At 71.1% G+C, this 22,343-nt stretch carries 25 protein-coding genes; 13 read left to right on the top strand and 12 right to left on the bottom strand.

The genetic code is table 11. From position 1 onward, the window contains the following. Positions 1-86 precede the first annotated feature (86 nt). Entirely contained in the window at positions 87-968 is an 882-nt protein-coding gene (locus MUB56_RS17935) for an SDR family oxidoreductase (protein ID WP_244928373.1), read from the top strand. A gap of 103 nt (positions 969-1,071) precedes the next feature. Here MUB56_RS17935 and MUB56_RS17930 read toward each other — a convergent pair whose 3' ends face one another. Both MUB56_RS17930 and MUB56_RS17925 read right to left on the bottom strand, forming a co-directional pair. Further along, entirely contained in the window at positions 1,072-2,013 is a 942-nt protein-coding gene (locus MUB56_RS17930; protein ID WP_244928372.1) for a type IV toxin-antitoxin system AbiEi family antitoxin domain-containing protein, read from the bottom strand. A 189-nt stretch (positions 2,014-2,202) separates the two neighbouring features. Beyond that, the gene (locus MUB56_RS17925; RefSeq protein ID WP_244928371.1) at positions 2,203-3,366 is read right to left on the bottom strand and encodes a steroid 3-ketoacyl-CoA thiolase; all 1,164 of its coding nucleotides are present in this window, start codon (positions 3,364-3,366) and stop codon (positions 2,203-2,205) included. Positions 3,367-3,478: 112 nt separating this feature from the next. On the opposite strand from MUB56_RS17925, the gene MUB56_RS17920 reads away from it, so the two are divergent. Both MUB56_RS17920 and MUB56_RS17915 read left to right on the top strand, forming a co-directional pair. Next, positions 3,479-4,726, top strand: a complete 1,248-nt coding sequence (locus tag MUB56_RS17920; RefSeq protein ID WP_280637305.1) for a cytochrome P450 — start codon at positions 3,479-3,481, stop codon at positions 4,724-4,726. A gap of 46 nt (positions 4,727-4,772) precedes the next feature. Further along, a complete protein-coding gene (locus MUB56_RS17915; RefSeq protein WP_244928370.1) occupies positions 4,773-6,014 on the top strand; it encodes a cytochrome P450 in 1,242 nt (413 codons plus the stop codon). 36 nt (positions 6,015-6,050) lie between these two features. On the opposite strand, the gene map is transcribed toward MUB56_RS17915, so the two are convergent. Continuing rightward, a complete protein-coding gene (map, locus tag MUB56_RS17910) occupies positions 6,051-6,818 on the bottom strand; it encodes a type I methionyl aminopeptidase (RefSeq protein WP_244928369.1) in 768 nt (255 codons plus the stop codon). A gap of 91 nt (positions 6,819-6,909) precedes the next feature. Here map and MUB56_RS17905 point away from each other — a divergent pair, with 91 nt between their 5' ends. From MUB56_RS17905 to MUB56_RS17895, 3 genes are read left to right on the top strand one after another with little or no spacing between them, the layout of a single operon-like run. Next, entirely contained in the window at positions 6,910-7,512 is a 603-nt protein-coding gene (locus MUB56_RS17905; protein WP_244928368.1) for an ATP-dependent Clp protease proteolytic subunit, read from the top strand. Continuing rightward, positions 7,509-8,141: an ATP-dependent Clp protease proteolytic subunit gene (locus MUB56_RS17900; RefSeq protein ID WP_244928367.1), complete on the top strand. Its 633-nt coding sequence runs from the start codon at positions 7,509-7,511 to the stop codon at positions 8,139-8,141. Before MUB56_RS17905 ends, MUB56_RS17900 begins: the two co-directional genes overlap by 4 nt. Next, entirely contained in the window at positions 8,138-8,914 is a 777-nt protein-coding gene (locus MUB56_RS17895) for a maleylpyruvate isomerase family mycothiol-dependent enzyme (protein ID WP_244928366.1), read from the top strand. The genes MUB56_RS17900 and MUB56_RS17895 overlap by 4 nt, the downstream gene beginning before the upstream one ends. Before the next feature lie 73 nt (positions 8,915-8,987). Here the strand turns inward: MUB56_RS17895 and MUB56_RS17890 are convergent, their stop codons facing one another. From MUB56_RS17890 to MUB56_RS17870, 5 genes are all read right to left on the bottom strand, one after another. After that, positions 8,988-9,323 (bottom strand): helix-turn-helix transcriptional regulator, encoded by a 336-nt coding sequence (locus MUB56_RS17890; RefSeq protein ID WP_244928365.1) that lies wholly within the window; start codon positions 9,321-9,323, stop codon positions 8,988-8,990. 36 nt (positions 9,324-9,359) lie between these two features. Then, positions 9,360-9,602, bottom strand: a complete 243-nt coding sequence (locus MUB56_RS17885) for a DUF2007 domain-containing protein (RefSeq protein ID WP_244928364.1) — start codon at positions 9,600-9,602, stop codon at positions 9,360-9,362. A gap of 116 nt (positions 9,603-9,718) precedes the next feature. Then, positions 9,719-10,885, bottom strand: coding sequence for a thiolase domain-containing protein (locus MUB56_RS17880; protein WP_244928363.1), 1,167 nt, complete (start codon positions 10,883-10,885; stop codon positions 9,719-9,721). Between the two features lies 1 nt (position 10,886). Then, the gene (locus tag MUB56_RS17875; RefSeq protein ID WP_244928362.1) at positions 10,887-11,948 is read right to left on the bottom strand and encodes a thiolase domain-containing protein; all 1,062 of its coding nucleotides are present in this window, start codon (positions 11,946-11,948) and stop codon (positions 10,887-10,889) included. Positions 11,949-11,963: 15 nt separating this feature from the next. Continuing rightward, complete coding sequence (locus tag MUB56_RS17870) at positions 11,964-12,920, bottom strand: OB-fold nucleic acid binding domain-containing protein (RefSeq protein ID WP_244928361.1); 957 nt, start codon at positions 12,918-12,920, stop codon at positions 11,964-11,966. A gap of 57 nt (positions 12,921-12,977) precedes the next feature. Here MUB56_RS17870 and MUB56_RS17865 point away from each other — a divergent pair, with 57 nt between their 5' ends. Then, positions 12,978-14,021, top strand: a complete 1,044-nt coding sequence (locus MUB56_RS17865; protein ID WP_244928360.1) for an LLM class F420-dependent oxidoreductase — start codon at positions 12,978-12,980, stop codon at positions 14,019-14,021. A 76-nt stretch (positions 14,022-14,097) separates the two neighbouring features. On the opposite strand, the gene MUB56_RS17860 is transcribed toward MUB56_RS17865, so the two are convergent. Further along, the gene (locus MUB56_RS17860) at positions 14,098-14,331 is read right to left on the bottom strand and encodes a hypothetical protein (RefSeq protein WP_244928359.1); all 234 of its coding nucleotides are present in this window, start codon (positions 14,329-14,331) and stop codon (positions 14,098-14,100) included. 169 nt (positions 14,332-14,500) lie between these two features. Between MUB56_RS17860 and MUB56_RS17855 the strand changes: the two genes are divergently transcribed. Together MUB56_RS17855 and fadD8 are read left to right on the top strand one after the other, a co-directional pair. Continuing rightward, positions 14,501-15,154, top strand: coding sequence for a hypothetical protein (locus MUB56_RS17855; RefSeq protein WP_244928358.1), 654 nt, complete (start codon positions 14,501-14,503; stop codon positions 15,152-15,154). Positions 15,155-15,187: 33 nt separating this feature from the next. Then, positions 15,188-16,795 (top strand): fatty-acid--CoA ligase FadD8, encoded by a 1,608-nt coding sequence (fadD8, locus tag MUB56_RS17850; RefSeq protein WP_244928357.1) that lies wholly within the window; start codon positions 15,188-15,190, stop codon positions 16,793-16,795. 25 nt (positions 16,796-16,820) lie between these two features. Here the strand turns inward: fadD8 and MUB56_RS17845 are convergent, their stop codons facing one another. Continuing rightward, entirely contained in the window at positions 16,821-17,705 is an 885-nt protein-coding gene (locus MUB56_RS17845) for an aldo/keto reductase (protein ID WP_244928356.1), read from the bottom strand. Next, a complete protein-coding gene (locus tag MUB56_RS17840) occupies positions 17,702-18,253 on the bottom strand; it encodes a GNAT family protein (protein ID WP_244928355.1) in 552 nt (183 codons plus the stop codon). Before MUB56_RS17840 ends, MUB56_RS17845 begins: the two co-directional genes overlap by 4 nt. A gap of 40 nt (positions 18,254-18,293) precedes the next feature. Between MUB56_RS17840 and MUB56_RS17835 the strand changes: the two genes are divergently transcribed. Genes MUB56_RS17835 through MUB56_RS17820 form a run of 4 tightly spaced genes read left to right on the top strand, consistent with a single transcriptional unit; the run spans position 18,294 to position 21,232 of the window. After that, positions 18,294-18,881: a TetR family transcriptional regulator C-terminal domain-containing protein gene (locus tag MUB56_RS17835; RefSeq protein ID WP_244928354.1), complete on the top strand. Its 588-nt coding sequence runs from the start codon at positions 18,294-18,296 to the stop codon at positions 18,879-18,881. Continuing rightward, the gene (locus MUB56_RS17830; RefSeq protein WP_244928353.1) at positions 18,878-19,429 is read left to right on the top strand and encodes a TetR family transcriptional regulator; all 552 of its coding nucleotides are present in this window, start codon (positions 18,878-18,880) and stop codon (positions 19,427-19,429) included. Before MUB56_RS17835 ends, MUB56_RS17830 begins: the two co-directional genes overlap by 4 nt. A 14-nt stretch (positions 19,430-19,443) precedes the next feature. After that, positions 19,444-20,679, top strand: a complete 1,236-nt coding sequence (locus tag MUB56_RS17825) for a hypothetical protein (protein WP_244928352.1) — start codon at positions 19,444-19,446, stop codon at positions 20,677-20,679. Between the two features lie 16 nt (positions 20,680-20,695). Next, on the top strand, positions 20,696-21,232 hold the full coding sequence (locus MUB56_RS17820; RefSeq protein WP_244928351.1) for a cytochrome b/b6 domain-containing protein: 537 nt from the start codon (positions 20,696-20,698) through the stop codon (positions 21,230-21,232). Here the strand turns inward: MUB56_RS17820 and MUB56_RS17815 are convergent. Then, complete coding sequence (locus MUB56_RS17815) at positions 21,229-22,308, bottom strand: diacylglycerol kinase (RefSeq protein WP_244928350.1); 1,080 nt, start codon at positions 22,306-22,308, stop codon at positions 21,229-21,231. The genes MUB56_RS17820 and MUB56_RS17815 overlap by 4 nt on opposite strands. Between the last annotated feature and the right edge of the window lie 35 nt (positions 22,309-22,343).

The raw sequence follows: 22,343 nt of genomic DNA, 5'->3' as shown, positions 1-22,343 counted from the left end.
GGCCCTGCGTCGGGCGTGTCCGGCGCGGCCATCGCCTGTCCCGGCGGGCACGGACCCGTCATCCAGTTGGTTCAGAAGGGAATGTCATGAGCAAGCTTCTCGAGGGTCGCGTCGCGATCGTCACCGGCGCCGGTCGCGGGATCGGCCGGGCGCACGCGCTCGAGCTGGCCGCGCACGGGGCGGCCGTGGTCGTCAACGACTACGGCGTCTCGCTGGCCGGCGAGGACACGGGGGAGACCCCGGCCGAGTCCGTGGTCGGCGAGATCACCGCAGCGGGCGGCCGGGCCGTCGTGAACACCGCCGACGTCGCCGACTTCGAGCAGGCCGCCGCGATGGTGCAGCAGGCGATCGACACCTTCGGCGGGCTGGACATCCTGGTCAACAATGCCGGCTTCGTTCGCGACCGGATGCTCGTCAACACCTCCGAGGAGGAGTGGGACTCCGTCATCCGGGTGCACCTGAAGGGCCACTTCGCCCCGCTGCGGCACGCCGGCGCCTACTGGCGCTCCGAGTCGAAGGCCGGCCGCGAGCGCGCTGCGCGGGTCATCAACACCTCCTCCGGTGCGGGTCTGCAGGGCTCGGTCGGGCAGGCGACGTACTCCGCCGCCAAGGCCGGCATCGCCGGACTCACCCTGGTCGCCGCCCAGGAGCTGGGGCGGTACGGCGTCACCGTCAACGCGATCGCCCCCGTCGCCCGCACCCGGATGACCGAGGGCGCCTTCGACACCTCGGCCATGGCGCTCCCCGAGGACAACTCGCCCATCGTCGCCTGGCTCGCCTCCGTCGACGCCGGCGACGTCACTGGTCGGGTCATCGAGATCGAGGGCGGGAAGATCACCGTCGAGAACGGCTGGGCGCACGGCCCGGCCCGCGACCTCGGCTCCCGCTGGTCGGCCCCCGAGGTCGGGCCTGCGCTGCGTGAGCTGCTGGTGCAGGCGCCGGTGCCGGAGGCTGTTTACGGGGCGTGAGAGTTTCTCCGCCCAGGCGGAGAAACTCATGCTGATGTCACGAAGCTTCACGACATCAGCATGAGTTTCGTACCACCGTTGTTGCTCACGTGGCCGGAGTGATTCAGGCTGCACGGGCCAGGAGCCGGCGGATCCGAGCGGCTGTTCCGCGCGGATCCGCCAGGTCGGCCCAGGTCAGTCGGATGATTCGCCAGCCGGTGAGCTCGCAGATGAGCTCTTCGCGACGCTTCTCGCGAAGGATCGTTTCCTCGAGGGACTCGCCCTCGCGACGGTAGCGCGTGTACTTGATACGGCCGTCGAACTCCAGGAGAAGTCCGAACTCCGGCCAGGCGAAGTCGACGCGACCGGCGAGCTTCCCGTTCGGATGGAACACGTCGAACTGCGGTTCGGGTGCCGGAAGTCCCTGGCTCCAGAAGAGAAATCGGCATCGGCTCTCGCCGACCGACTCGAATCGCGCGTCGGCCAGGTGGTGTACGACGTTCATGCCGAGCGTGCGTGGCCACTTGTTCCGGGCCGGTTCGAGCGCGAGCAGCTCCTCGATGGTGGTGAGCCCACGGTGGAGGAAGTCGCTGGCGTTCACCAGAGTCGCCTCGGCGCCCGCCGTCATCGCGATGTCATGGACGGTGCGCGCTGGCGACGTGATCCAGTGGTCGTTCATGCGCGTGACGTCGCCAGCGCGGCACGACCCGTGGTGATGGATGACCCGTCCGCCGATGCGCCCGCCGCCTTCGAGATGGGTGACGTGGACGTTGCTGAGATCCAGCCCCCACCCGGGTGCGCCCTGCAGGAGGGCTGCCGAGGCGTGCGACAGGACGACGTGCGCGTCGTACTGCCGCATCACGGCGTCGACCACCATGAGGTGCTGGTCCTCGGGGCTTGCCTGCTTCCACACCGAAGCGATCGAGTACGCCCCTTGGCGGATCCGCACCAGCACCCCGGCGTGGACGTAGCGACTAAGAGCGTTGTCGTCGATCCCGGCGGCGACCGCGTCACGACGGAGCAGTACGGATGACTCGCTGGCGATGCTGAGGAGCAGGTCGATCATGTTCTGACCGTGCCCGAGAATCCTGGGGCGTGACACCGATCAGTTCGAGGCTGTGGAAAACGTCGCGATCGGGGAGGTGGTGGGCCGTCCCAGAAGTCACACCGACGGTGAGAAACTCGCTCTTTTGGCGTGAAGTTTCATGTCAGAGCGATGAGTTTCTCCGCCTGGGCGGAGAAACTCCCGCCACCCTCAGATCCGCTCGATGACCGTCCCGGTCGCCATCGCGCCACCGGCACACATGGAGATGAGGGCGGTGGAGGCGTCGCGGCGCTCGAGCTCGTGGAGGGCCGTGGTGATCAGCCGGGTGCCGGTGGAGCCGACGGGGTGGCCGAGGGCGATGGCGCCGCCGTTGACGTTGACGCGGTCCAGGTCGACGTGGTGCTGGCCGGCCCAGGAGAGGACGACGGAGGCGAAGGCCTCGTTGACCTCGAACAGGTCGAAGTCGGAGATGGCCATGCCGGTGCGCTCGAGCACGCGGGCGGTGGCGTCGATGGGGCCGTCGAGGTGGTAGTACGGGTCGGAGCCGACCAGGCAGTGGGTGACGATCCGGGCTCGCGGCTTGAGGCCGAGGGCGTCGGCCTTGTCGGAGTCCATGATGAGTACGGCGGAGGCGCCGTCGGAGATCTGGGACGACGTGCCGGCGGTGTGCAGGCCGTCGGGGAGCACCGTCCGGAGGCCGGCCAGGCCCTCGAGGGTCGTGTCGCGCAGGCCCTGGTCGCTGTCGACGATGCGGGTCGACCCGGTGGGCGCGCCCGACTCGTCGAGCACCGGCGCCTCGATCGGCGCGATCTCCCGCTTGAACCGGCCCTCGTCGACGGCGGTGCGCGCCTTCTGCTGCGAGGCGAGCCCGAAGGCCTCGAGGTCGGCGCGGGTCAGGCCGCGGTTCTTGGCGATCCGGTCGGCGGCCTCGAACTGGTTGGGCATGTCGATCGACCAGTCGTCGGGTCGCGGGTCGCCCATGCCGGCGGGCACGTTGGCGCCTAGGGGGATCCGCGACATCGACTCGACGCCGCACGCGATGCCGACGTCGATCGTCCCGGCCGCGACCATGTCGTGGATCAGGTGCGCCGAGACCTGTCCGGAGCCGCACTGGGCGTCGACGGCGGTCGCGCCGGTCCGCTGCGCCAGGCCGGCGTGCAGCCAGGCCCGGCGGACCATGTCGTTGGACTGCTCCCCGGCCTGGGTCACGCAGCCGCCGATCACCTGGTCGACCAGCTCGGAGTCCACCCCGGCCCGACGCAGCACCTCGGCCTGCGTGAACCCGAGGAGTACGGCGGGGTGTACGCCGGCGAGCCAGCCCTTGCGCTTGCCCAGGGGAGTGCGGACGGCGTCGACGATCACAGGAGTGCCCATGGTGAGAAAGTAGAACACGTTCTCGTTCGGCGACAAGGGTGCTTGGCATTACGTACCGAGAGTATGTAACCTGGGCCACTAGAACCTGTTCCAGAACAGAAGGGTTGTCCGGGTGTCCACGATTGCCTCCGCACCGAGCTCGGTGCCGATCGACTTCGATCCGACCGATCCCGACGTGATGCGCCAGCGCGTGCCCCACGAGGAGCTGCTCGCCCTGCGTCGTACCGCGCCGGTGTCCTGGATCGCCCAGGACGAGGTCGCGCGCGGGGGCTTCCCCGACCACGAGGGCTTCTGGGCGCTCAGCAAGCACAGCGAGGTCGCGGCGGTCTCCAAGGACCAGACGAACTTCTCCACCCAGGAGAACGGCGTCATCATCCGCTTCGCGCCGGAGATGACCAAGGAGGAGCGCGAGCAGACCGGCTTCCTGCTGATCAACCACGACGCTCCCGACCACACCAAGCTGCGCCAGATCGTCTCGCGCGCCTTCACGCCGCGGGCGATCAACGCCCTCCACGACGGTCTGGCGGAGCGGGCCCGGACGATCGTCGAGGAGGCGCTCGCCAAGGGCGAGGGCAACTTCGTCGAGGACGTCGCCGCCGAGCTGCCGCTGCAGGCGATCGCCGACCTGCTCGGGGTGCCGCAGGAGGACCGCGGGAAGCTCTTCGAGTGGTCGAACCAGATGATGTCGTACGACGACCCGGAGGTCGAGGGCGACCAGATGATCGCCTTCATGGAGATCCTGGCCTACTCCATGGCGCTCGCCGACGAGCGACGCAAGAACCCCGCTGACGACATCATCACCAAGCTGGTCACCGCCGACGTCGACGGTCGGGGGCTGACCGACGACGAGTTCGGGTTCTTCCTGATCCTGCTCGCGGTGGCCGGCAACGAGACCACCCGCAACGCGATCACCTGGGGGATGCACGCGTTCATGCACGACCCCGCGGCGTGGGACCTCTACTGCCGCGAGCGGCCCGACACGGCGGTCGACGAGATCATCCGCTGGGCCACGCCCGTGACGGTCTTCCAGCGCACCGCCCTCAACGACGTCGAGGTCGGCGGGGTCCAGGTGAAGAAGGGCGACCGGGTCGGGCTGCTCTACGCCAGCGCGAACTTCGACGAGGACGTCTTCGAGGACCCGCACACCTTCGACATCCTGCGCGACCCGAACCCCCACCAGGCCTTCGGCGGGCACGGCGCGCACTACTGCATCGGGGCGAACCTCGCGAAGCTCGAGGTCGACCTGATCTTCAAGGCGATCGCCGACCTTGCTCCCGACATCCGCCCGCTCGGCGACCCGGTGCGGCTGCGCAGCGGGTGGCTGAACGGCGTGAAGGAGCTCCGCGTCGCCTACCGGTGACGCGCGCACATCCGCTATCTCGGACAGGCAGCGAAAGGAAGCACACGTGACCACGACCGATGTCCTCCCCGAGGGGTTCGACTTCACCGACCCGGATGTGATCCAGAAGGCGATCCCGCACGAGGAGTTCCGGGCGGCGCGCCAGCAAGCGCCGATCATCTGGATCGAGCAGGACGAGATCTGGCGCAGCGGCTTCGCCAAGGAGTCCGGGACCGGCTACTACGCCGTGACCCGGCACGAGGACGTCGCCGCCATCTCCAAGGACAGCAAGAACTGGTCGACCGCCGAGAACGGCGCGATCATCCGCTTTCCCAATGAGATGTCCCGCGACCAGATCGAGCTCCAGCGCGTCATCCTGATCAACCAGGACCCGCCCGAGCACGCCACGACCCGGCAGATCGTCTCCCGCGGGTTCACCCCGCGCTCGATCAACGAGCTCGAGGAGACGATGGTGCAGCGGGCCAACTCCATCGTGAAGGAGGCCGTCGGGCGCGGTACCGGCAACTTCGTCGAGGAGATCGCGGCCGAGCTCCCGCTGCAGGCGATCGCCGACCTGATCGGCGTACCCCAGGAGGACCGGCACAAGCTCTTCGACTGGTCCAACCAGATGCTCGCCGGTGAGGACCCCGACTACGCCGGCAACCAGGACGTCGCCGCCGCCGAGATCCTCGGCTACGCGATGATGCTCGCCGCCGACCGGCAGGCCAACCCGCGCGACGACCTGATCACCAAGCTGATCAACGCGCACAAGGGCGAGCGCGGACTGACCGACGACGAGTTCGGCTACTTCGTGATCCTGCTGGCCGTCGCCGGCAACGAGACCACCCGCAACGCGATCACGCACGGGATGAACGCCTTCTTCGACAACCCCGACCAGTGGGAGCTCTGGAAGCGCGAGCGGCCCGCCACGATGATCGACGAGATCGTCCGATGGGCGACGCCCGTGACGGTCTTCCAGCGGACTGCGCTGAACGACGTCGAGCTCGGCGGCGTGCACTTCAAGAAGGGGCAGCGGGCCGCCCTGTTCTACGCCAGCGCCAACTTCGACGAGACGGTGTTCGAGGACCCGTTCAAGTTCGACATCCTGCGCGACCCCAACCCGCAGCTGGGCTTCGGCGGGAACGGCAACCACTACTGCCTGGGCGCGAACCTGGCCCGCCAGGAGATCCGGGTCCTCTTCGACGCCCTCGCCGACCACGCCCCGGACATCTCCCGGCTGGCGCCGGCCACGCGGCTGCGCCACTCCTGGGTCAACGGGATCAAGGAGCTGCAGGTCAAGTACGCGTGACCGGCGCGCCGGCGGACCGGGCGTAGTACCTCGCGCTCAACCCCGGGCGGTCAGCACCAGCGGGCCGTCCGGGGTGATCGCCACCGTGTGCTCCATGTGCGCGCCGCGCGAGCGGTCGGCGCTGCGCAGCGTCCAACCGTCGGCGTCGGTGTAGATCTCGTCGGTGGTGTGCAGGAACCACGGCTCGATCGCGATCACCAGGCCGGCCTTCAGCTTGTAGCCGCGGCCCGCGCGCCCGTCGTTCGGGATGTGCGGGTCGCCGTGCATGGTGCGGCCGACGCCGTGCCCGCCGAACTGGGTGTTGATCGCCAGGCCGGCTGCCCGGGCGACGCCCGCGATCGCGGCCGAGATGTCGCCGATCTTGTTGCCGACGGTCGAGGCGGCGATGCCGGCCTCGAGGGCGCGCCCGGTGGTCGCGATCAGGTCCAGGTCCTCCTGGCGGGGGGTGCCGACGACGACGCTGAGCGCGGAGTCGGCGACCCAGCCGTCGACGCTCGCCGCGAAGTCGACGCTGAGCAGGTCGCCGTCCTGCAGCACGTAGTCGTGCGGGAGGCCGTGCAGCACGGCGTCGTTGACCGACGTGCACAGCACCTTGCCGAAGGGGGACGCGCCGAAGGACGGGTGGTAGTCGATGTAGCAGGACTCCGCGCCGCGCTCGCGGATCATCTCGTGGGCGACGGCGTCCAGCTCGAGCAGGTTCATCCCGACGTCGGCCACCTCGGAGAGCCGGGTGATGACATCGGCCACGAAACGCCCGGCCGGACGCATCTGCTCGATCTGGGTGGGGGTGCGGAGCTCGATCACGGCCCGAGTTTAGGGGCCGGCTCCGCCCAGCGCAGAACTGCCGGGAGCAGAATCCCTGGGAACCCGTCGTACGCCGGACCAGGCTGGCCGGATGACCCAGACCAGCGCCGCCAGCACCCCCACCGCCGCCGACCGGCTGCTCGACCAGCGCATCATCGTGCTCGGCCAGGAGGTCGACGACCCGATCGCCAACCGACTCTGCGCCGAGCTGCTGCTCCTGTCCGCCGAGGACCCGCACCGCGACATCAGCCTCTACATCAACTCACCCGGCGGCTCGGTCTCGGCCGGGCTGGCCATCTACGACACGATGCGGCTGATCCCCAACGACGTCAGCACGCTGGCGATGGGCCTGGCGGCGAGCATGGGGCAGTTCCTGCTCTCGGCCGGTACGCCGGGCAAGCGCTACGCGCTCCCGCACAGCCGGGTGCTGCTGCACCAGGGCTCAGCCGGGATCGGGGGCAGCGCCGTCGACATCGAGATCCAGGCCCAGCATCTCGAGCACACCAAGAACGTGATGATGAGGCTGATCTCCGAGCACACCGGACAGCCGTTCGAGAAGGTCGAGCGCGACGCACTGCGCGACCGCTGGTTCACTGCGGAGCAGGCGCTCGAGTACGGCTTCGTCGACGCGATCCTCACCGATGTCTCCGACGTGACGCCCGCCCGGCCCGTCTCCCGGATGGGTCTGGCATGAGCTCCTACACGATCCCCAGCGTCATCGAGAAGACGGTCCGCGGCGAGCGCGCCGTCGATATCTACAGCCGACTGCTGAGCGACCGGATCGTCTACATCGGCACCGAGATCGACGACGGCGTCGCCAACGTGGTGATCGCCCAGCTGCTGCACCTGGAGTCCGAGAACCCCGATGCGCCGATCAACCTGTACCTCAACAGCCCGGGCGGCTCGGTGACCGCGATGCTCGCCGTCTACGACACGCTGCAGTTCGTCCGGCCGCCGATCGGCACCACCTGCATCGGCCAGGCGGGCTCGTCGGCCGCCGTACTGCTGGCGGCGGGGGAGGCGGGCCGGCGGCTGGTCCTCCCGCACTCCCGGGTGGTCCTGCACCAGCCGTCGGCGAGTGGCCAGGGCACGCTGCCGGATCTGGCGCTGCAGGCCAAGGAGATCGTCCGGCTGCGCGCGGAGCTGGAGCAGATCCTGGTCCGGCACACCGGGCAGGACCTGGACCGGCTCCGTGCGGACACCGATCGCGACCTGGTGCTGACCGCGCCGGAGGCCGTGGCGTACGGCGTCGCCGACGCTGTTCTGGACAGCCGCAAGCTGGCGGGAATCAATGGCGCCCGCGGTGTGCTGGGCAGCACATGACCCCTCCGCTGCTCGACCGCGCCATCACGTCGCTCCGTGCCCACCACGATGACCTGGCCACCCTGGTCCCGACGCTGACCGACGAGCAGCTCGTCGGCCCCAGCGGTGCGTCCGAGTGGACGCTCGCCCAGGTGCTGTCGCACCTCGGAAGCGGCGCGGAGATCAGCCGTAGGCCGATCGCCGTCGCCGCCGGGCTCGACGTGACGGCCGAGGACAACCAGGCGGTCTGGGCCCGCTGGGACGGCTCCACCCCGCAGGAGCAGGCGGCGGCGTACGTCGAGCACGACCGGGCGTACATCGAGACCGTCGAGTCCCTGACCGACGAGCAGAAGGCCGGCCTCAGCATCGACCTGGGCTTCCTGCCCGCCCCCGTCCCGCTCAGCGTCGCGATCGGTATGCGGCTCAACGAGGTCGCCAACCACGTCTGGGACGTGAAGGTCGCCGTCGACCCCGCCGCACGGATCGACGCCGAGGCGGCGGCGATCCTGGTGGAGCTGTTCGCGGGCGACCTCTCGTTCCTGCTCGGCTTCTCCGCCAAGGCCGACCAGCTCGACGGCTCGGTCACGGTCGCGTTCCCGGGCGGCGGCCTGGCGATCGCCGACTCGGTGACCGTCACGACCGGCCCGGTCGTTGCCGCAGCGACGTTCGACGGTCCGCAGGAGGCCGTGGTCCGGCTGCTCAGCGGCCGGCTGCGCCCGCCGTACGACGCCGGCGTCGGCGTGACCGGCGACGTGAGCCTGGACGACCTGCGGAAGGTCTTCCCGGGCTACTGAGTGATCGCCGAGTCAGCAGTAGTAGCGGTCAGCCCTGACCGCTACTACTGCTGACTCGGCGTGGGCGTCTCCGCTAGGCCGCGAGGCAGACGGGGCCGGACGGCCGGGCCAGGGTGCGGGTGACCCGGGCGGTCAGGTCGACCAGCCGCAGTCCGAGCGCGCCGGCGACCGCGCCGAGGATCTCCGAGCTGGGCTCCTTGCGGCCGCGCTCGACCTCGGAGAGGTACTGCATCGAGACGCCGGCCTGCTCGGCCACGTCGATGAGCGTGCGCCCCGTCCGGCGGCGCTCCTCGCGCAGCTCGTGGCCGACGGCCTCCCGCCACAGCGGCTCGGCGGTCGACGTTGTCGACCTGGCCCACGTTGTCGGGACGGACTCCTCGGGAGCCGGGAACGCGATCACCTCACCCATGGACCGACCTTAGGGGCGAACTCCGGGTGTGTCCCGTTAGTTCGCGCCGGGCGAACGCCCGCTGCGCAGCCACTGCCCCAGGTCGGCGTCGGTCAGCAGGTCGCGGGCCTCGGCCTCGCGCTCGTCGGGCACCAGGATGCGCATCTGGAGGAAGTTGAGCGTCCCCTCGAGGATGCTGGCGTGCCGGTCGGCGACGTGACAGGGGATCTCCGCCTCCTGCAGCAGCCCCTCGACCACCGAGATGAGGGCGACATCGTTGGTGCGCAGGAGCTCGCTCATGTCTCCTCCAACGTGCGATCCGGCTCGGTGGTGCCCCGACGGTGGACGATCCGCCCGGCGCGCCCTCCCAGTCGCGCCGGGCGGATCGTCCTGCCCTCGAAGTACCGAGGCTGTGCCTAGTTGGCCGGCTTGTCGGCGCCGACGACCCACATCGAGAAGAACTGGGAGCCGCCGCCGTAGGCGTGGCCCAGCGCCTTGCGGGCCCCGTCGACCTGGTGCTCCCCGGCTGCGCCCCGCACCTGCAGCGCCGCTTCGCCGAAGCGGAGCATCCCCGAGGCGCCGATCGGGTTGGAGGAGAGCACGCCGCCCGAGCAGTTGACCGGGATCCTGCCGTCCATGGCGGTCGCGCCCGACTCGGTGAGCCGCCAGCCGCCGCCGTTCGGGTCGGCGAAGCCGAGGCTCTCCAGCCACATCGGCTCGAACCACGAGAACGGCACGTAGATCTCGGCCGCGTCGATCTCGTCGATCGGGCTGGTGATGCCGGCCTGCTTCCACAGGGCCGCCGCAGCGTCGCGGGAGGCCTGCGGGTTGACCTGGTCGCGCTCGGCGGCCGAGGTGGCCTCCGAGCGCATCACCGTGCCGTGGATCCACGCCGGGTTGGGCGAGGCCTTCGCGGTGTCCTCGTCCACGATGACCAGCGCGCAGGCGCCGTCGGAGGACGGGCAGGTCTCGTCGTACCGGATCGGGTCCCAGAGCATCTGCGAGGCCAGCACCGACTCGACCGTGGTGCCCTCGTTGTGCAGGTGGGCGTAGGGGTTCTTCAGCGCGTTGGTGCGGTCCTTGGCGGCCACGATGGCGCCGATGTGGTTCGGCGCGCCCGAGCGGCGGATGTAGGAGCGCACGTGCGGGGCGAAGTAGCCGCCGGCGCCGGCGTGGACCGGCATGTTGAACGGGACGGGCACCGAGAGCGCCCACATGGCGTTGGACTCCGACTGCTTCTCGTACGACACGGTCAGCACCCGCCGGTGGACGCCCGCCTGGACCAACGACGCGGCGACGATCGCGGTCGAGCCGCCGACCGAGCCGGCGGTGTGCACACGGAGCAGCGGCTTGCCGGCCGCGCCCAGCGACTCGGCCAGGAACAGCTCGGGCATCATCACGCCCTCGAAGAGGTCGGGCGCCTTGCCGACGACGATCGCGTCGATGTCGTCCAGCGTCATCCCGGCATCGGTGAGAGCTCGGTCGATGGCCTCGCGGCACAGGCCCGCCATCGAGACGTCCTCGCGCTTCGCGCGGTGGTGGGTCTGGCCGATGCCGACGACGGCTGCGGGTTGCTTCGCCATGTCAGGCCCCCTTCTGGTCGGCGTCGAGGACGCACACGAGGTTCTGCTGCAACGCGGGGCCGCTGGTGGCGTGGCCGAGGGTTCTCGACGCCTCACCCGACCAGATCTTCTTCGCGGCCTCGCCGATCCGGATGCCGCCCGCGGAGAACATCGGGTTGCCGGCGAGGGCTCCGCCCGAGGGGTTGACCGCGACGTCGTCGCCGAGCCCCAGCTCGCGGCGCAGGATCAGCTCCTGGTGGCTGAACGGCGCGTGCAGCTCGGCCACCTCCACGCCGTCGGTGCCGGCGGCGGCCGCGGCGCGAGCGGCCGAGGGGGAGCGGGTCAGGTCACGGGTGCCCATGCTCATCGCGTCGATGTAGTGCGACAGGCCCGTGATCCAGGCCGGCTTGTCGCAGACGTCGCGAGCCCGGTCACCGGCGGCGAGCACGATCGCGGCCGCACCGTCGGTCACTGGTGCGCAGTCGTGCTTGCGCAGCGGGTCGGCGTACATCGGCCGGGCCAGCAGCTCCTCGACCGACGAGCCGCCCTTGCGGACGGCGTACTCGTTCTTCTCCGCGTCGGCCAGCGAGCGGTTGACCACCTCGGCCATCGCGCGCTCGTCCCACAGTCCGGCGTCCAGGCCGACCCGGGCCTGCAGGCCCGCGAGGCTGACGGTGTCGGGCCACAGCGGCGTCATCGTGTACGGCTCCAGCTGGAGCGCGAGGGTACGACGCAGCACGCCGGCCGAGCTCTTCCCGAACGCGTAGACCAGCGCGGTGTCGACCTCGCCGGTCTGGATCTTCAGCCAGCCCTCGTAGAGCGCCCAGGCCAGGTCCATCTCGACGTGGGACTCGTTCACGGGCGGGATGACGCCGATCGCGTCCACCGCCTGCACGAACGAGAACGACCGGCCAGCCAGGTAGTCCGAGGACCCCGAGCACCAGAACCCGACGTCCTTGCGGGTCCACCCGGTCTGCTCGTAGCACTCCTGGAAGAGCGGCACGAGCAGCTCCACGCAGGTCGGCGACCCGTCGAACTCCTCCATCTGTCGTTGGGCGAAGCCAACGACGGCAACGTCACGCATGTCTGTCTCGCCCCTTCAGAGGTGGTGCTTGTAGGTGTCGTAGTCCGCGTCCGGCTCACCGGTCGGACTGAAGTGACTGATGTTCTCGATCGTCGTGCCCCACTCCTCGCGCGGCTTCCAGACGGCCTTGACCCGCATCCCCATCCGGACCTCGTCGGCCGGGATGTCGAGGATCAGGTGCAGGAACGCGATGTCGGCGCCGTCGAGCAGGACGTACGCCGAGACGTACGGCGGCTTGATCTTCTGGCCCATGAACGGCACGTTCACGACGCAGAACGTCGTGACGGTGCCGACCTCGGACAGCTCGACCTCGTCCGTGGTGGCCACACCGTCGGCCGGGCAGGCGCTGCGCGGGGGCACGTAGACCTTGTGGCAGGCCGGGCAGCGCTGGCCGAGGATCCGGCCCTCGGCCAGTCCGCGGTAGAAGGCCGACTCCTCGGGCGAGGCGGCGTACTGGTAGTCGAGTGCGACCGGGGTGATCACGCGGGTGACGGGGTCGGGGTTTCGAGACGGTTGCTGCGCAACCTCCTCGACCACCGAAGCGGGCTCGAAACACTCGATGTCGGTGACCGCGCCGGTCCGCTCGCCGCGCCACCGCGCCTGCACCCGCATGCCGGTGCTGATCTCGGCGGGGGAGGCGACGTCCACCGCGTGCAGGAACGGCGTGTCCGCCCCGTCGAGGGTGACCAGCGCGAACGCGAACGGCCGGTCGAGCGGCTGCGCGGCGACCGGCTCGGGGACCCAGGTCCAGGAGGTGACGGTGCCGGTGGCACCGACCTCGACGAAGTCGGTGAGCGCCTCGTGGGTGACCGGGTCGAACTCCGGCGGCGGTACGACGACCCGCCCGTCCGACGTGCGTCCGGCGACGACCACCCCGTCCCGGAGGCCGGTGAGGAACCGGCCCACGACGGGGCCGGTCGAGCGTGTGTAATCGAAGGCGACCGTGACTGGTGCCGAGAGGGTGCGAACCATGATCGCAAACTAGAACACGTTCTACCAAACGCACAAGGTGTCTGACATGGTGTCGGCATGAAACTGGGACTGCAATTAGGCTACTGGGGCGCACAGCCGCCGACCGGGGTGGGCGAGCTCGTGGCCGCAGCAGAGGAAGCCGGGTTCGACGCGATCTTCACCGCTGAGGCGTGGGGGTCGGACGCGTTCACCCCGCTCGCGTGGTGGGGTCGAGAGACGTCGCGGCTGCGGCTCGGCACGTCGATCGTCCAGATGTCCGGACGGGCCCCGACCTCGATCGCGATGCACGCGCTCACCCTCGACCACCTCACCGGCGGCCGGGTCGTGCTCGGGATGGGCGTGAGTGGGCCGCAGGTCGTCGAGGGCTGGTACGGCCAGCCGTTCGCCAAGCCGCTGGCCCGCACCCGCGAGGTCGTCGACATCATTCGCCAGGTGCTGGCCCGGGAGGCGCCGGTCTCCAACGCCGGCCCGCACTACCCGCTGCCGTACGCCGGCGAGGGCGCGGTCGGGCTCGGCAAGCCGCTGAAGCCGATCGTGCACCCCCTGCGCTCCGACATCCCGATCTGGCTCGGGGCCGAGGGGCCGAAGAACGTCGCCCAGACCGCCGAGATCGCCGACGGCTGGATCCCGATCTTCTACACGCCGAGGTCGGCGGGCATGTACCAGCCGTGGCTCGACGAGGGCTTCGGGCGACCCGGCGCGCGTCGTACCCGTGCGGACTTCGAGATCGCCGCCACCTGTCACCTCCAGGTCGTCTCGGGACCCGAGGAGAAGCAGCTGGTCCTCGATGCGCTGAAGCCCACGGTCTCGCTCTACATGGGCGGGATGGGCGCGAAGGAGGCCAACTTCCACAAGCAGGTCTTCGAGCGGATGGGGTACGCCGACCTCGCCGACGAGGTGCAGCGGCTCTACCTCAGCGGCGAGAAGGACAGGGCCACCGCGCTGATCCCCGACGAGCTCGTCGACGACATGCACATCGTCGGCACCGAGGGTCAGGTGCGGGAGCGGGTCGCGCAGTGGGAGGAGACCGGCGTGACCACGCTGATGCTCAGCCTGCGCTCGCCCGCGGAGGTCCGCCAGATCGCGGCGCTGCTGCGCTGAGTGGGCCGACGGACTTCGCGGGCAATGCCTGACGTTCTGGGCCGGAACTTCGCCTGGGAACGTCCAGGTTCCCCGGTTAACTGGGCAATCTGCCGCCCGGCGAGGCTGCCGCTGGGATCGTCAGGTCGACCGTCCCGGCCCACGAGACGTCGGGCTCGCCGCCGGCGGCGTACGCCACGAACGCCGCGGCTGCGGAGGTGTTCCCGGCCGGGGTCGGGCCGGCTGAGTCCTGCGTCGACCGGACCGTCGGGCTGCCACACGCGGTCGCGAGCAGGGCGACGAGCGCGGTGGTGTGTCGGAGTCTGGTCATGACCGTGGGACGCGCCTGCGCCCGGTGTGGTTGTCGCCGGCCTGACTTCTGAGGCGCTGCCAGACCTTCTCTGCCGGAACTTTGCCTGGGAACGTCCAGCTTCCCCGATTCACCGGGGAAGTTCCCGCCCGGCTCGCTGCCCCCAGCACCAGGCTGACAGGCTGGACCCATGACCGCGGAGCACGACCCGGACGACGAGCAGACCCGCGAGCTCGGGGAGCGACTGGCGACCTGGCTGGAGGGGCTCGGCCTGGCGTCGTACCTGCCTGCGGCGGGGCTGCCGGTCCTGGACCGCGACCCGGACGGGCGGGCGGTGTGGACGGATCCCGGGACCCGGCGGCCGATGACCGGCGCGCAGCTCGCCGAGGTGGAGCGGCTGCTGCGCCAGGACGGCTCGGAGCCGGAGCACGCCGTACCCATCTCGCTCGTGCAGCTGGCCCGGCGGGCGAAGGTGCGCGAGCAGCTGCTGGCCAGTGCGTGGTTCGGCTACGAGACGCTGGCCGAGGTGCGCGGCGCGAGCGTCGAGGCGACCCGGTTCGCCGTCCACAAGGCGGCCTCGTCACACCGGCTGCTGGTCGTCGCCGCCAACGAGCGCACCCTGGTGCCGGGCTTCCAGCTCACGATGGCGGGGGAGGTGCGCCCGGAGCTGGTGCCGGTCCTCGAGCCGCTGCTCGCCTCCCGGATGGACCCCTGGCAGGTCTGGGGCTGGCTGACCCAGCCGGCCGCACTGCTGGGCGGGCTGGTGCCGGAGCGCGCGGTCCTCGACCCCGAGGAGGCAGCCGTCGTGCTGCACGCCGCCGTGAGACTGGCCGAGCGGAAGTAGCGTCGATTTGGAACGCGTTCTAGTCTCAGCGCCATGACGGACGCTGCGCTTGACCAGGACCTGCGGGTCGGGACCCACAACGGCCACCTGATGGTCGCCGCGCTGAAGCGGCACCACGACAAGCCGGTGATGTTCCTGGGCGACACGACGCTCACCGGTGGCGAGACGGCCGCCCGGATCAGCCAGTACATCCAGGCCTTCGAGGCGCTCGGCGCCGGACGGGGTACGGCGGGGGCACTGCTCGCCCTCAACCGCCCCGAGGTGCTGTTCATCATCGGCGCGGGCCAGACCCAGGGCTACCGGCGCACCTCGCTGCACCCGCTGGGTTCGCTGGACGACCACGCCTACGTCATCAACGACGCCGAGATCACCACCCTGACCATCGACCCGGTGCCGATGTTCGTGGAGCGCGCGCTCGGGCTGCTGGAGAAGTGCCCCAAGCTGGAGAAGGTGCTCACGATCGGCCCGGTGCCCGACGAGCTGAGCCACGTCGGGCACGACCTGAACGCCGCGGCCGCGTCGTACGACCCGGAGCCGCTGGCGGCCGTGACCCTCGAGCCCGATCACATCGTGTCGATCACCTACACCGGCGGCACCACCGGCAAGCCCAAGGGCGTGATCGGCACGTCGCGGCAGATGCACATGATGACCCAGATCCAGATGGCCGAGTGGGAGTGGCCCGAGTCGCCGCGCTTCTTGATGTGTACGCCGCTCTCGCACGCGGGCGCGGCGTTCTTCGTCCCGACCGTGCTCAAGGGCGGCTGCCTCTACGTGCTGGCGAAGTTCGACCCGGCGGAGGTGCTGCGCACCATCGAGGAGCAGAAGATCACCGCCACGATGCTGGTGCCCTCGATGCTCTACGCGCTGATGGACCACCCCGACTCGCACACCCGCGACCTGTCGTCGCTGGAGACCGTCTACTACGGCGCGTCGGCGATCAACCCGGTGCGGCTGAAGGAGGCGATCGAGCGGTTCGGGCCGATCTTCGCGCAGTACTACGGCCAGTCCGAGGCGCCGATGGCGATCAGCTACCTGGCCAAGGCCGACCACGTGTCCGGCGACGACGGGCGACTCGCCTCCTGCGGCCGGCCGTCGGCGTTCGTGCGGGCCGCGCTGCTCGGCGAGGACGGCACGCCCGTCCCCGTCGGCGAGCCCGGGGAGATCTGTGTCGCCGGGCCGCTGCTCGCCGGTGGCTACTGGAACCTGCCCGAGGCCACGGTCGAGACCTTCCGCGACGGCTGGATGCACACGGGTGACGTGGCGCGCGAGGACGAGGACGGCTTCTGGTACATCGTCGACCGCACCAAGGACATGATCGTCACCGGCGGCTTCAACGTGTTCCCGCGCGAGGTCGAGGACGTCGTCGCCGAGCACCCGGCCGTCGCCCAGGTGGGCGTGATCGGCACGCCGCACGAGAAGTTCGGCGAGGCGGTCACCGCCATCGTCGTACTCCGCGACGGGCACGAGCTCACCGACGACGTGATCGCGGAGATCCAGGAGCTGGTCAAGGAGCGCAAGGGCTCCGTGCAGGCGCCCAAGCAGGTCGTCGCGGTCGACGCGCTGCCGCTGACCGGACTGGGCAAGCCGGACAAGAAGGCGCTGCGGGCGCGGTACTGGACCGGGGATCGCGCGGTCGGCTGACCCGACGAGGCGGTCGAGCCGGTCGTCAGGACGCGTCGAGCCGCGCCAGCTCGTCGGGGGAGAGGTCCAGGTCGGCGGCGGCCGCTGAGTCACGGACCGACTGCGGCCTCTTGGCGCCCGGGATGGGGATCACCCGTGGTGACTGGGCGAGCTCCCAGGCCAGCGCCACCTGCTGCGGGCTGACGCCGCGGTCGGCGGCCAGGTCGGCGAACGCGGGGTGCTTGTCGGCGAGCGCCTTCGCGTCGCCGAGTCCGCCGAGCGGGCTCCACGGCAGGAACGCGAGGCCGAGCTCGTCGCAGACGTCGATCTCGGGGGCACTGGTGCGGAACGCGGGGGAGAACTGGTTCTGCACGCTGACCAGCGAGTCGCCGAGCACCGTGTGCGCGAGCCGGATCTGGGCGGCGTTGGCATTGGAGAGGCCGACCATCCGGACCTTGCCGGACTCGGCGACCTCCCGCAGGGACCCGACGACCTCCTCGTACGGCACCTCCGGGTCCGGCCGGTGGTGCTGCCACAGATCGATCCGCTCGACCCCGAGCCGCTCCAGGCTGGCGTCGACGGCCTGTCGGAGGTGGTCGGGCGAGGAGTCCAGCGCCCAGGCGCCACCGGCGGCACGCACGTGCCCGGCCTTGGTCGCCAGGAACACCTGGTCGCGCACCCCGAGCTCGTCGAGCAGCGACGCGATCAGCCGCTCGTTGGCGCCCTGCGCGCCGTCACCGAGCTCGTCGCCCGGACCGTAGGCGTCGGCGGTGTCGAAGAGGGTGACCCCGGCGTCGAGCGCGGCGCGGACCGTGTCGAGCAGCTGCTCGCGGGGCTGGGAGCCGGACTGGTCGAACGTCATCAGGCCGAGGCCGATCGCGCCCACCTCTACGGTGCCGACGGTGTCGTTGCCCAGGGTGCGTGTCCTCATGGGTGCATCGTTACCCATTCGTCGGCCAGCACCGCCCACGCCTCGGTGTCCCAGCGGCGACCGGCGTGCTCGAAGGCCTGGCGCCGGGTGCCCTCGTGCGTCATGCCCAAGCGTACGGCGACCGCGCGGCTGCGGGTGTTCTCGGGGACGCACTGCCACTCGATCCGGTGGATGCCGCGCTCGCGCACGGCCCAGTCGACCATGGCGGTCACGGCGCGGGTGACCAGGCCGCGCCCCTGGACCCCGGGGGCCAGCCACACCCCGACCTCGGCGAGCGAGGCGGCGCTGTCGAAGACCCGGAAGACGGTGCCGCCGACCAGGTCACCGTCGACCCGCAGCCCGTAGATCCGCCGGCCGTCTGCCGCCGTGTCGTCGGCGTACGGCTGCAGGAAGGTGCGGGCGCCGTCGGTGTCGGTGATCGACACGGCCCAGGGCAGCCAGGCGGCGAGATGGGCGCGATGGCGCTCGATGTACGCCGCGAACTCGGCCGCCTGCCAGGGCTCCAGGGGACGGAGCTCGGCGCCCTCGCCGAGGGAGTGGGACAGCACGGGACCTCCTGCGTAACGGTTGTTATGTACCTTAGGGGACATGCCTGCGCCGGTCGACCACGAAGCCCGCCGCGCGGACGTCGCCGAGGCGGTCTGGCGCGTGCTCGCCCGGACCGGCTTCGACGGGCTGAGCCTGCGGGCGGTGGCGACCGAGCTGGGGGCGACGACCGGGCTCGTCACGCACTACTTCCCGCACCGCGAGGTGCTGGTGCGACACGCGCTCGACCTGCTCCACGAGCGCAGCGACGCCCGGCTGGCACCGCTCGCGGCCGGACTGTCCGGGCTGGAGGCGCTTCGGGCCCGGCTGGTCGGACTGGTCTCGGACGACGACGAGACGATGGTGCTGAGTCGCATCTGGGTCAGCTTCTGGGGGCCGGCCCTGGCCGATCCCGACCTCCGGGACCGCGAGGCCGTGCGCTACGTCCGGTGGCGCTCGGTCCTGGGCCCCCTGGTCGTCGAGGCGCTCGACCGCGGCGAGCTCGCCCCGGCCGACCCGCAGGCGGTCGTCGACGTGCTCACCTCCTGCACCCACGGGCTGGTCGTCCAGGTGCTCGTCGATCCCGCGGCGTTCCCGCTCGCGCGCCGCGAGGCCGCACTGGACCTGGTCCTCGCTAGCCTCGCCCCGTGACCGAGCGGACGACGAAGGGCCTGATCGCGACGGAGGCGCGCCGGCAGTTCATGGCGGCCGGGTACGCCGCCACCTCCGTCCGCGGGGTGGCGGGCGCGGCCGGGATCGACCCCGCGCTGGTGATCCGGCACTTCGGGTCCAAGGAGCAGCTGTTCCTCGAGACCATCGACGTCGAGGGCCCGTTCGCGCCGGCGCTCGAGGGCCCGCTGAGCGGGATGGGCGAGCGACTGGTCGCGCTGGTCCTCGACGAGCGTCTCTCGAACGTCCTGCGCACGCCGTACCGCGCGATGATCCGGGCCACCGACAGCGCTGCAGTGCGCGAGCAGCTGGTCGCCGCGATGGAGGAGACTCTGGCGCGGCCGCTCGCGGCGCGCCTCGACGGCCCGGACGCCGCTCTGCGCGCGCACCTGGTCGCCGCCCAGGTCGGCGGCCTCCTCGAGGCGCTGGTGATCCTGGAGGACCCCGCCGTCGTCGGCGCCGACCCGGACGCCATCGCGCGCTACTACGGCGCCGCGGTGTCAACACTGTTGACACCGCCGTCCGACTGACCCACCATCGACCCATGCCGAGCCGCTACGCCGACCTGTCCCGCGAGGAGCTCGCCGTCCTCGTCCCCGAGCTGCTGCTGATCGGCCAGCTCATCGACCGCTCCGGGATGGCCTGGTGCATCTCGGCGTTCGGGCGCGAGGAGATGGCCCAGATCGCGATCGAGGAGTGGGCCGGGTCGAGCCCGATCTACACCCGACGGATGCAGCAGGCGCTGGGGTACGCCGGCCCTCCCGGCAACGGCGACATCATCACGATCTTCAAGGGCCTGCAGCTCGACATCGGCGCGCCCCCGCAGTTCATGGACTTCCGCTACGCCGTCCACGACCGCTGGCGCGGGGAGTTCCACCTCGACCACTGCGGCGCGCTGATGGACGTCGAGCCGATGGGGCCCGAGTACGTCCGCTCCATGTGCCACGACATCGAGGACCCGACCTTCGACGCGACCGCGGTCGCGACCAACCCCCGGGCCCAGGTGCGGCCGATCCACCGGCCGCCGCGGACGCCGGCAGGCCGGAACCCGCACTGCGCGTGGACGGTGATCATCGACGAGTCGTACCCGCCCGTCGAGCCACTGGCGCCGTACTACGTCATCGAGCGCACCCGCGCCGCCGCGGTCGAGCTGGACCCGATCGACCCCGCCGACGACGGTCAGGCGGACTACGCCGGGCCGCTGGTCGGTGACCTCGACTTCCACGCGTTCTCGAAGTCGGCGCTGGTCCGGATCGCTGACGAGGTGTGCCTGCAGATGCACCTGCTGAACCTCTCGTTCGTGGTCGCCGTCGAGCAGCGGGCCGTCGACCAGGAGCAGCTGCTGGAGATCTGCCGTAAGCAGCTGACCGGCATCGCCGGCATCGCGGCCGAGCGCATCCACCGAGCACTCGACCTGCCGGCCGGCGTCGCCGGCGCGCTGCGCGTGCTGGAGCTGCATCCCCTGCTGAACCCCGCGGCGTACGTCGACGCCTCGTCCATCGACGGCGTCCTGCGGGTCGCCGCATCCCCAGCCCACGAGGACGGTGCCTGGGTCGCGCTCTGCGGTCCCGACGCCACGGCCCCGCTGCAGGCGCTCGTCCGGGCGGTCGACCCGCGGCTCGACGTCGACGTCTCCGGGTCCCCCCGGGACTGGACGCTGCGGATCGTCGAGGGCGCCGAGCCCGCACCCGAGGCGGGCGAGGTCGCCGTGACCCGGTTCAGCACCGGAGCGTCGTTCGCGTTCGAGCCGCGGCTTTCGCTGCCGATCACCCCCGTCTGACGGGTACCGGCGGCTCGTGCCCCTGCGCAACGGACCGCACGGCTACGGCGCCGTCACCAAGACGCTGCACTGGCTGACCGTGCTCGCCCTGGTCGGCCAGGTCGTCGTCGGCTACACGATGGACGCGGACGACTCCGGGCGCGGCCGCGGACGGGGCCGGTCGGGGGAGAGCGGTCGTGGCCGCGGGCGCGGGGGTGACGACGACGGCCTGGGCGTCCTCGACGGCGGCTTCGACCTGGTCGACCTGCACGTGCTGCTCGGGATCGCCGTCATCGCGCTGGCCCTCGCCCGGATCCTCTGGCGGCGCTCGACCCCGCTGCCGCCGTGGGCCGAGCGCCTCAGTGGCGCTGAACGGCGACTGGTCACCGCCACCGAGCGCGTCCTGCTGGCCCTGCTCGTGGTGGTGCCCGCGACCGGCATCGCCCTGGTGCTCGGCGACGACGACCTGCTGCCTCTGCACATCGCCGGTCACGTCCTGCTCTACGCGGCCGTGGCGCTGCACCTCGCGGTCGTCGTACGCCGGCGACTGGTCGGGCGGATGCTGCCGAGCTAGACCGGACCCGTGTAGGTGCCCCGGCCGGTCGGCAGTGGCAGGTCGAGCGTCGTACGGATGCCGGGCGCGGCCGCGCGGACGTCCGGGATGGCGTTCACGATCCGCCCGCACGCGGCCACGATCGCGGCGTGGTTGTGGTCGCCGTGCTCGCTGCTCGGCACCACGTCGACGACGTAGCTCGGCTCGCCGACGATCTCCACCCGGTAGGAGCCGCCGCCCGCGGCCGGCCGGGCCCAGTCGGGGCGGAGGTCGTCGCGGGTGCGGGTGACGTGCTCGACGACGATCGCGGGGTGCCCGGCGACCAGGCCGCTGATCGAGAACTTCAGGGCGGCGATGGTGCCCTTCTCGATCCGGCCGGCCGCGATGTCGTACGACTCCGGCGCGGGCTCGGCCTCCCAGTGCTCGACGATCTCGTCCACCTCGATGCCGAGGCCGGTGGCCATCATCCGGATAGCGGTGCCCCAGGCCAGGGCCAGGACGCCGGGCAGGAAGAGCAGCGGGGTCTCGTCGACGGGCCGGCCGAAGCCCATCAGGTCGAACATCACCTCGGCGCCGTCGTACGTCGCGTAGTCGGCGAGCTCGTAGCACCGGATCTGCTCGATCCGCTGGCAGGTGCTGGCCAGCGCCAGCGGCAGCAGGTCGCTGGCGAAGCCGGGGTCCACGCCGGTGACGTAGATGCTCGAGCCGCCCGCCCGGGCCGACGCCTCGACCTTGTCGATCACCTTCTGCGGCATCGTGCCCCAGGGGAACTGCAGCGTGCCCGGTGCCGAGCCCACCACGTCGATGCCCGCCTCGAGGAGCTTGCGGACGTCGTTGGTGGCCTCGACCGGCCGGGTGTCGCCCATCGCGCAGTAGACGACGCACTCGGGACGGGTCGCGATCAGTGCGTCCAGGTCGCCGACCGCGGCGACCCCCGTGACGGTGTCCACGCCGGCGAGCTCGCCGGCGTCCCTGCCGACCTTGTCCGGGCTGGAGGTGGAGACCGCCACCAGCTCGAACCGGTCGTCGGCGATGAGCTGGCGCAGGGTGAGCCGGCCGGCGTTGCCGGTGCTGACCTGGGCGACGCGGAACGTCATGGAGCCTCCTGAACTGGAACCTGTTCTACCTGACG

It is taken from the genome of Nocardioides sp. W7 (genome assembly GCF_022919075.1).
Taxonomy (GTDB): domain Bacteria; phylum Actinomycetota; class Actinomycetes; order Propionibacteriales; family Nocardioidaceae; genus Nocardioides.
This window is presented reverse-complemented; position numbering and strand designations above follow the sequence as displayed.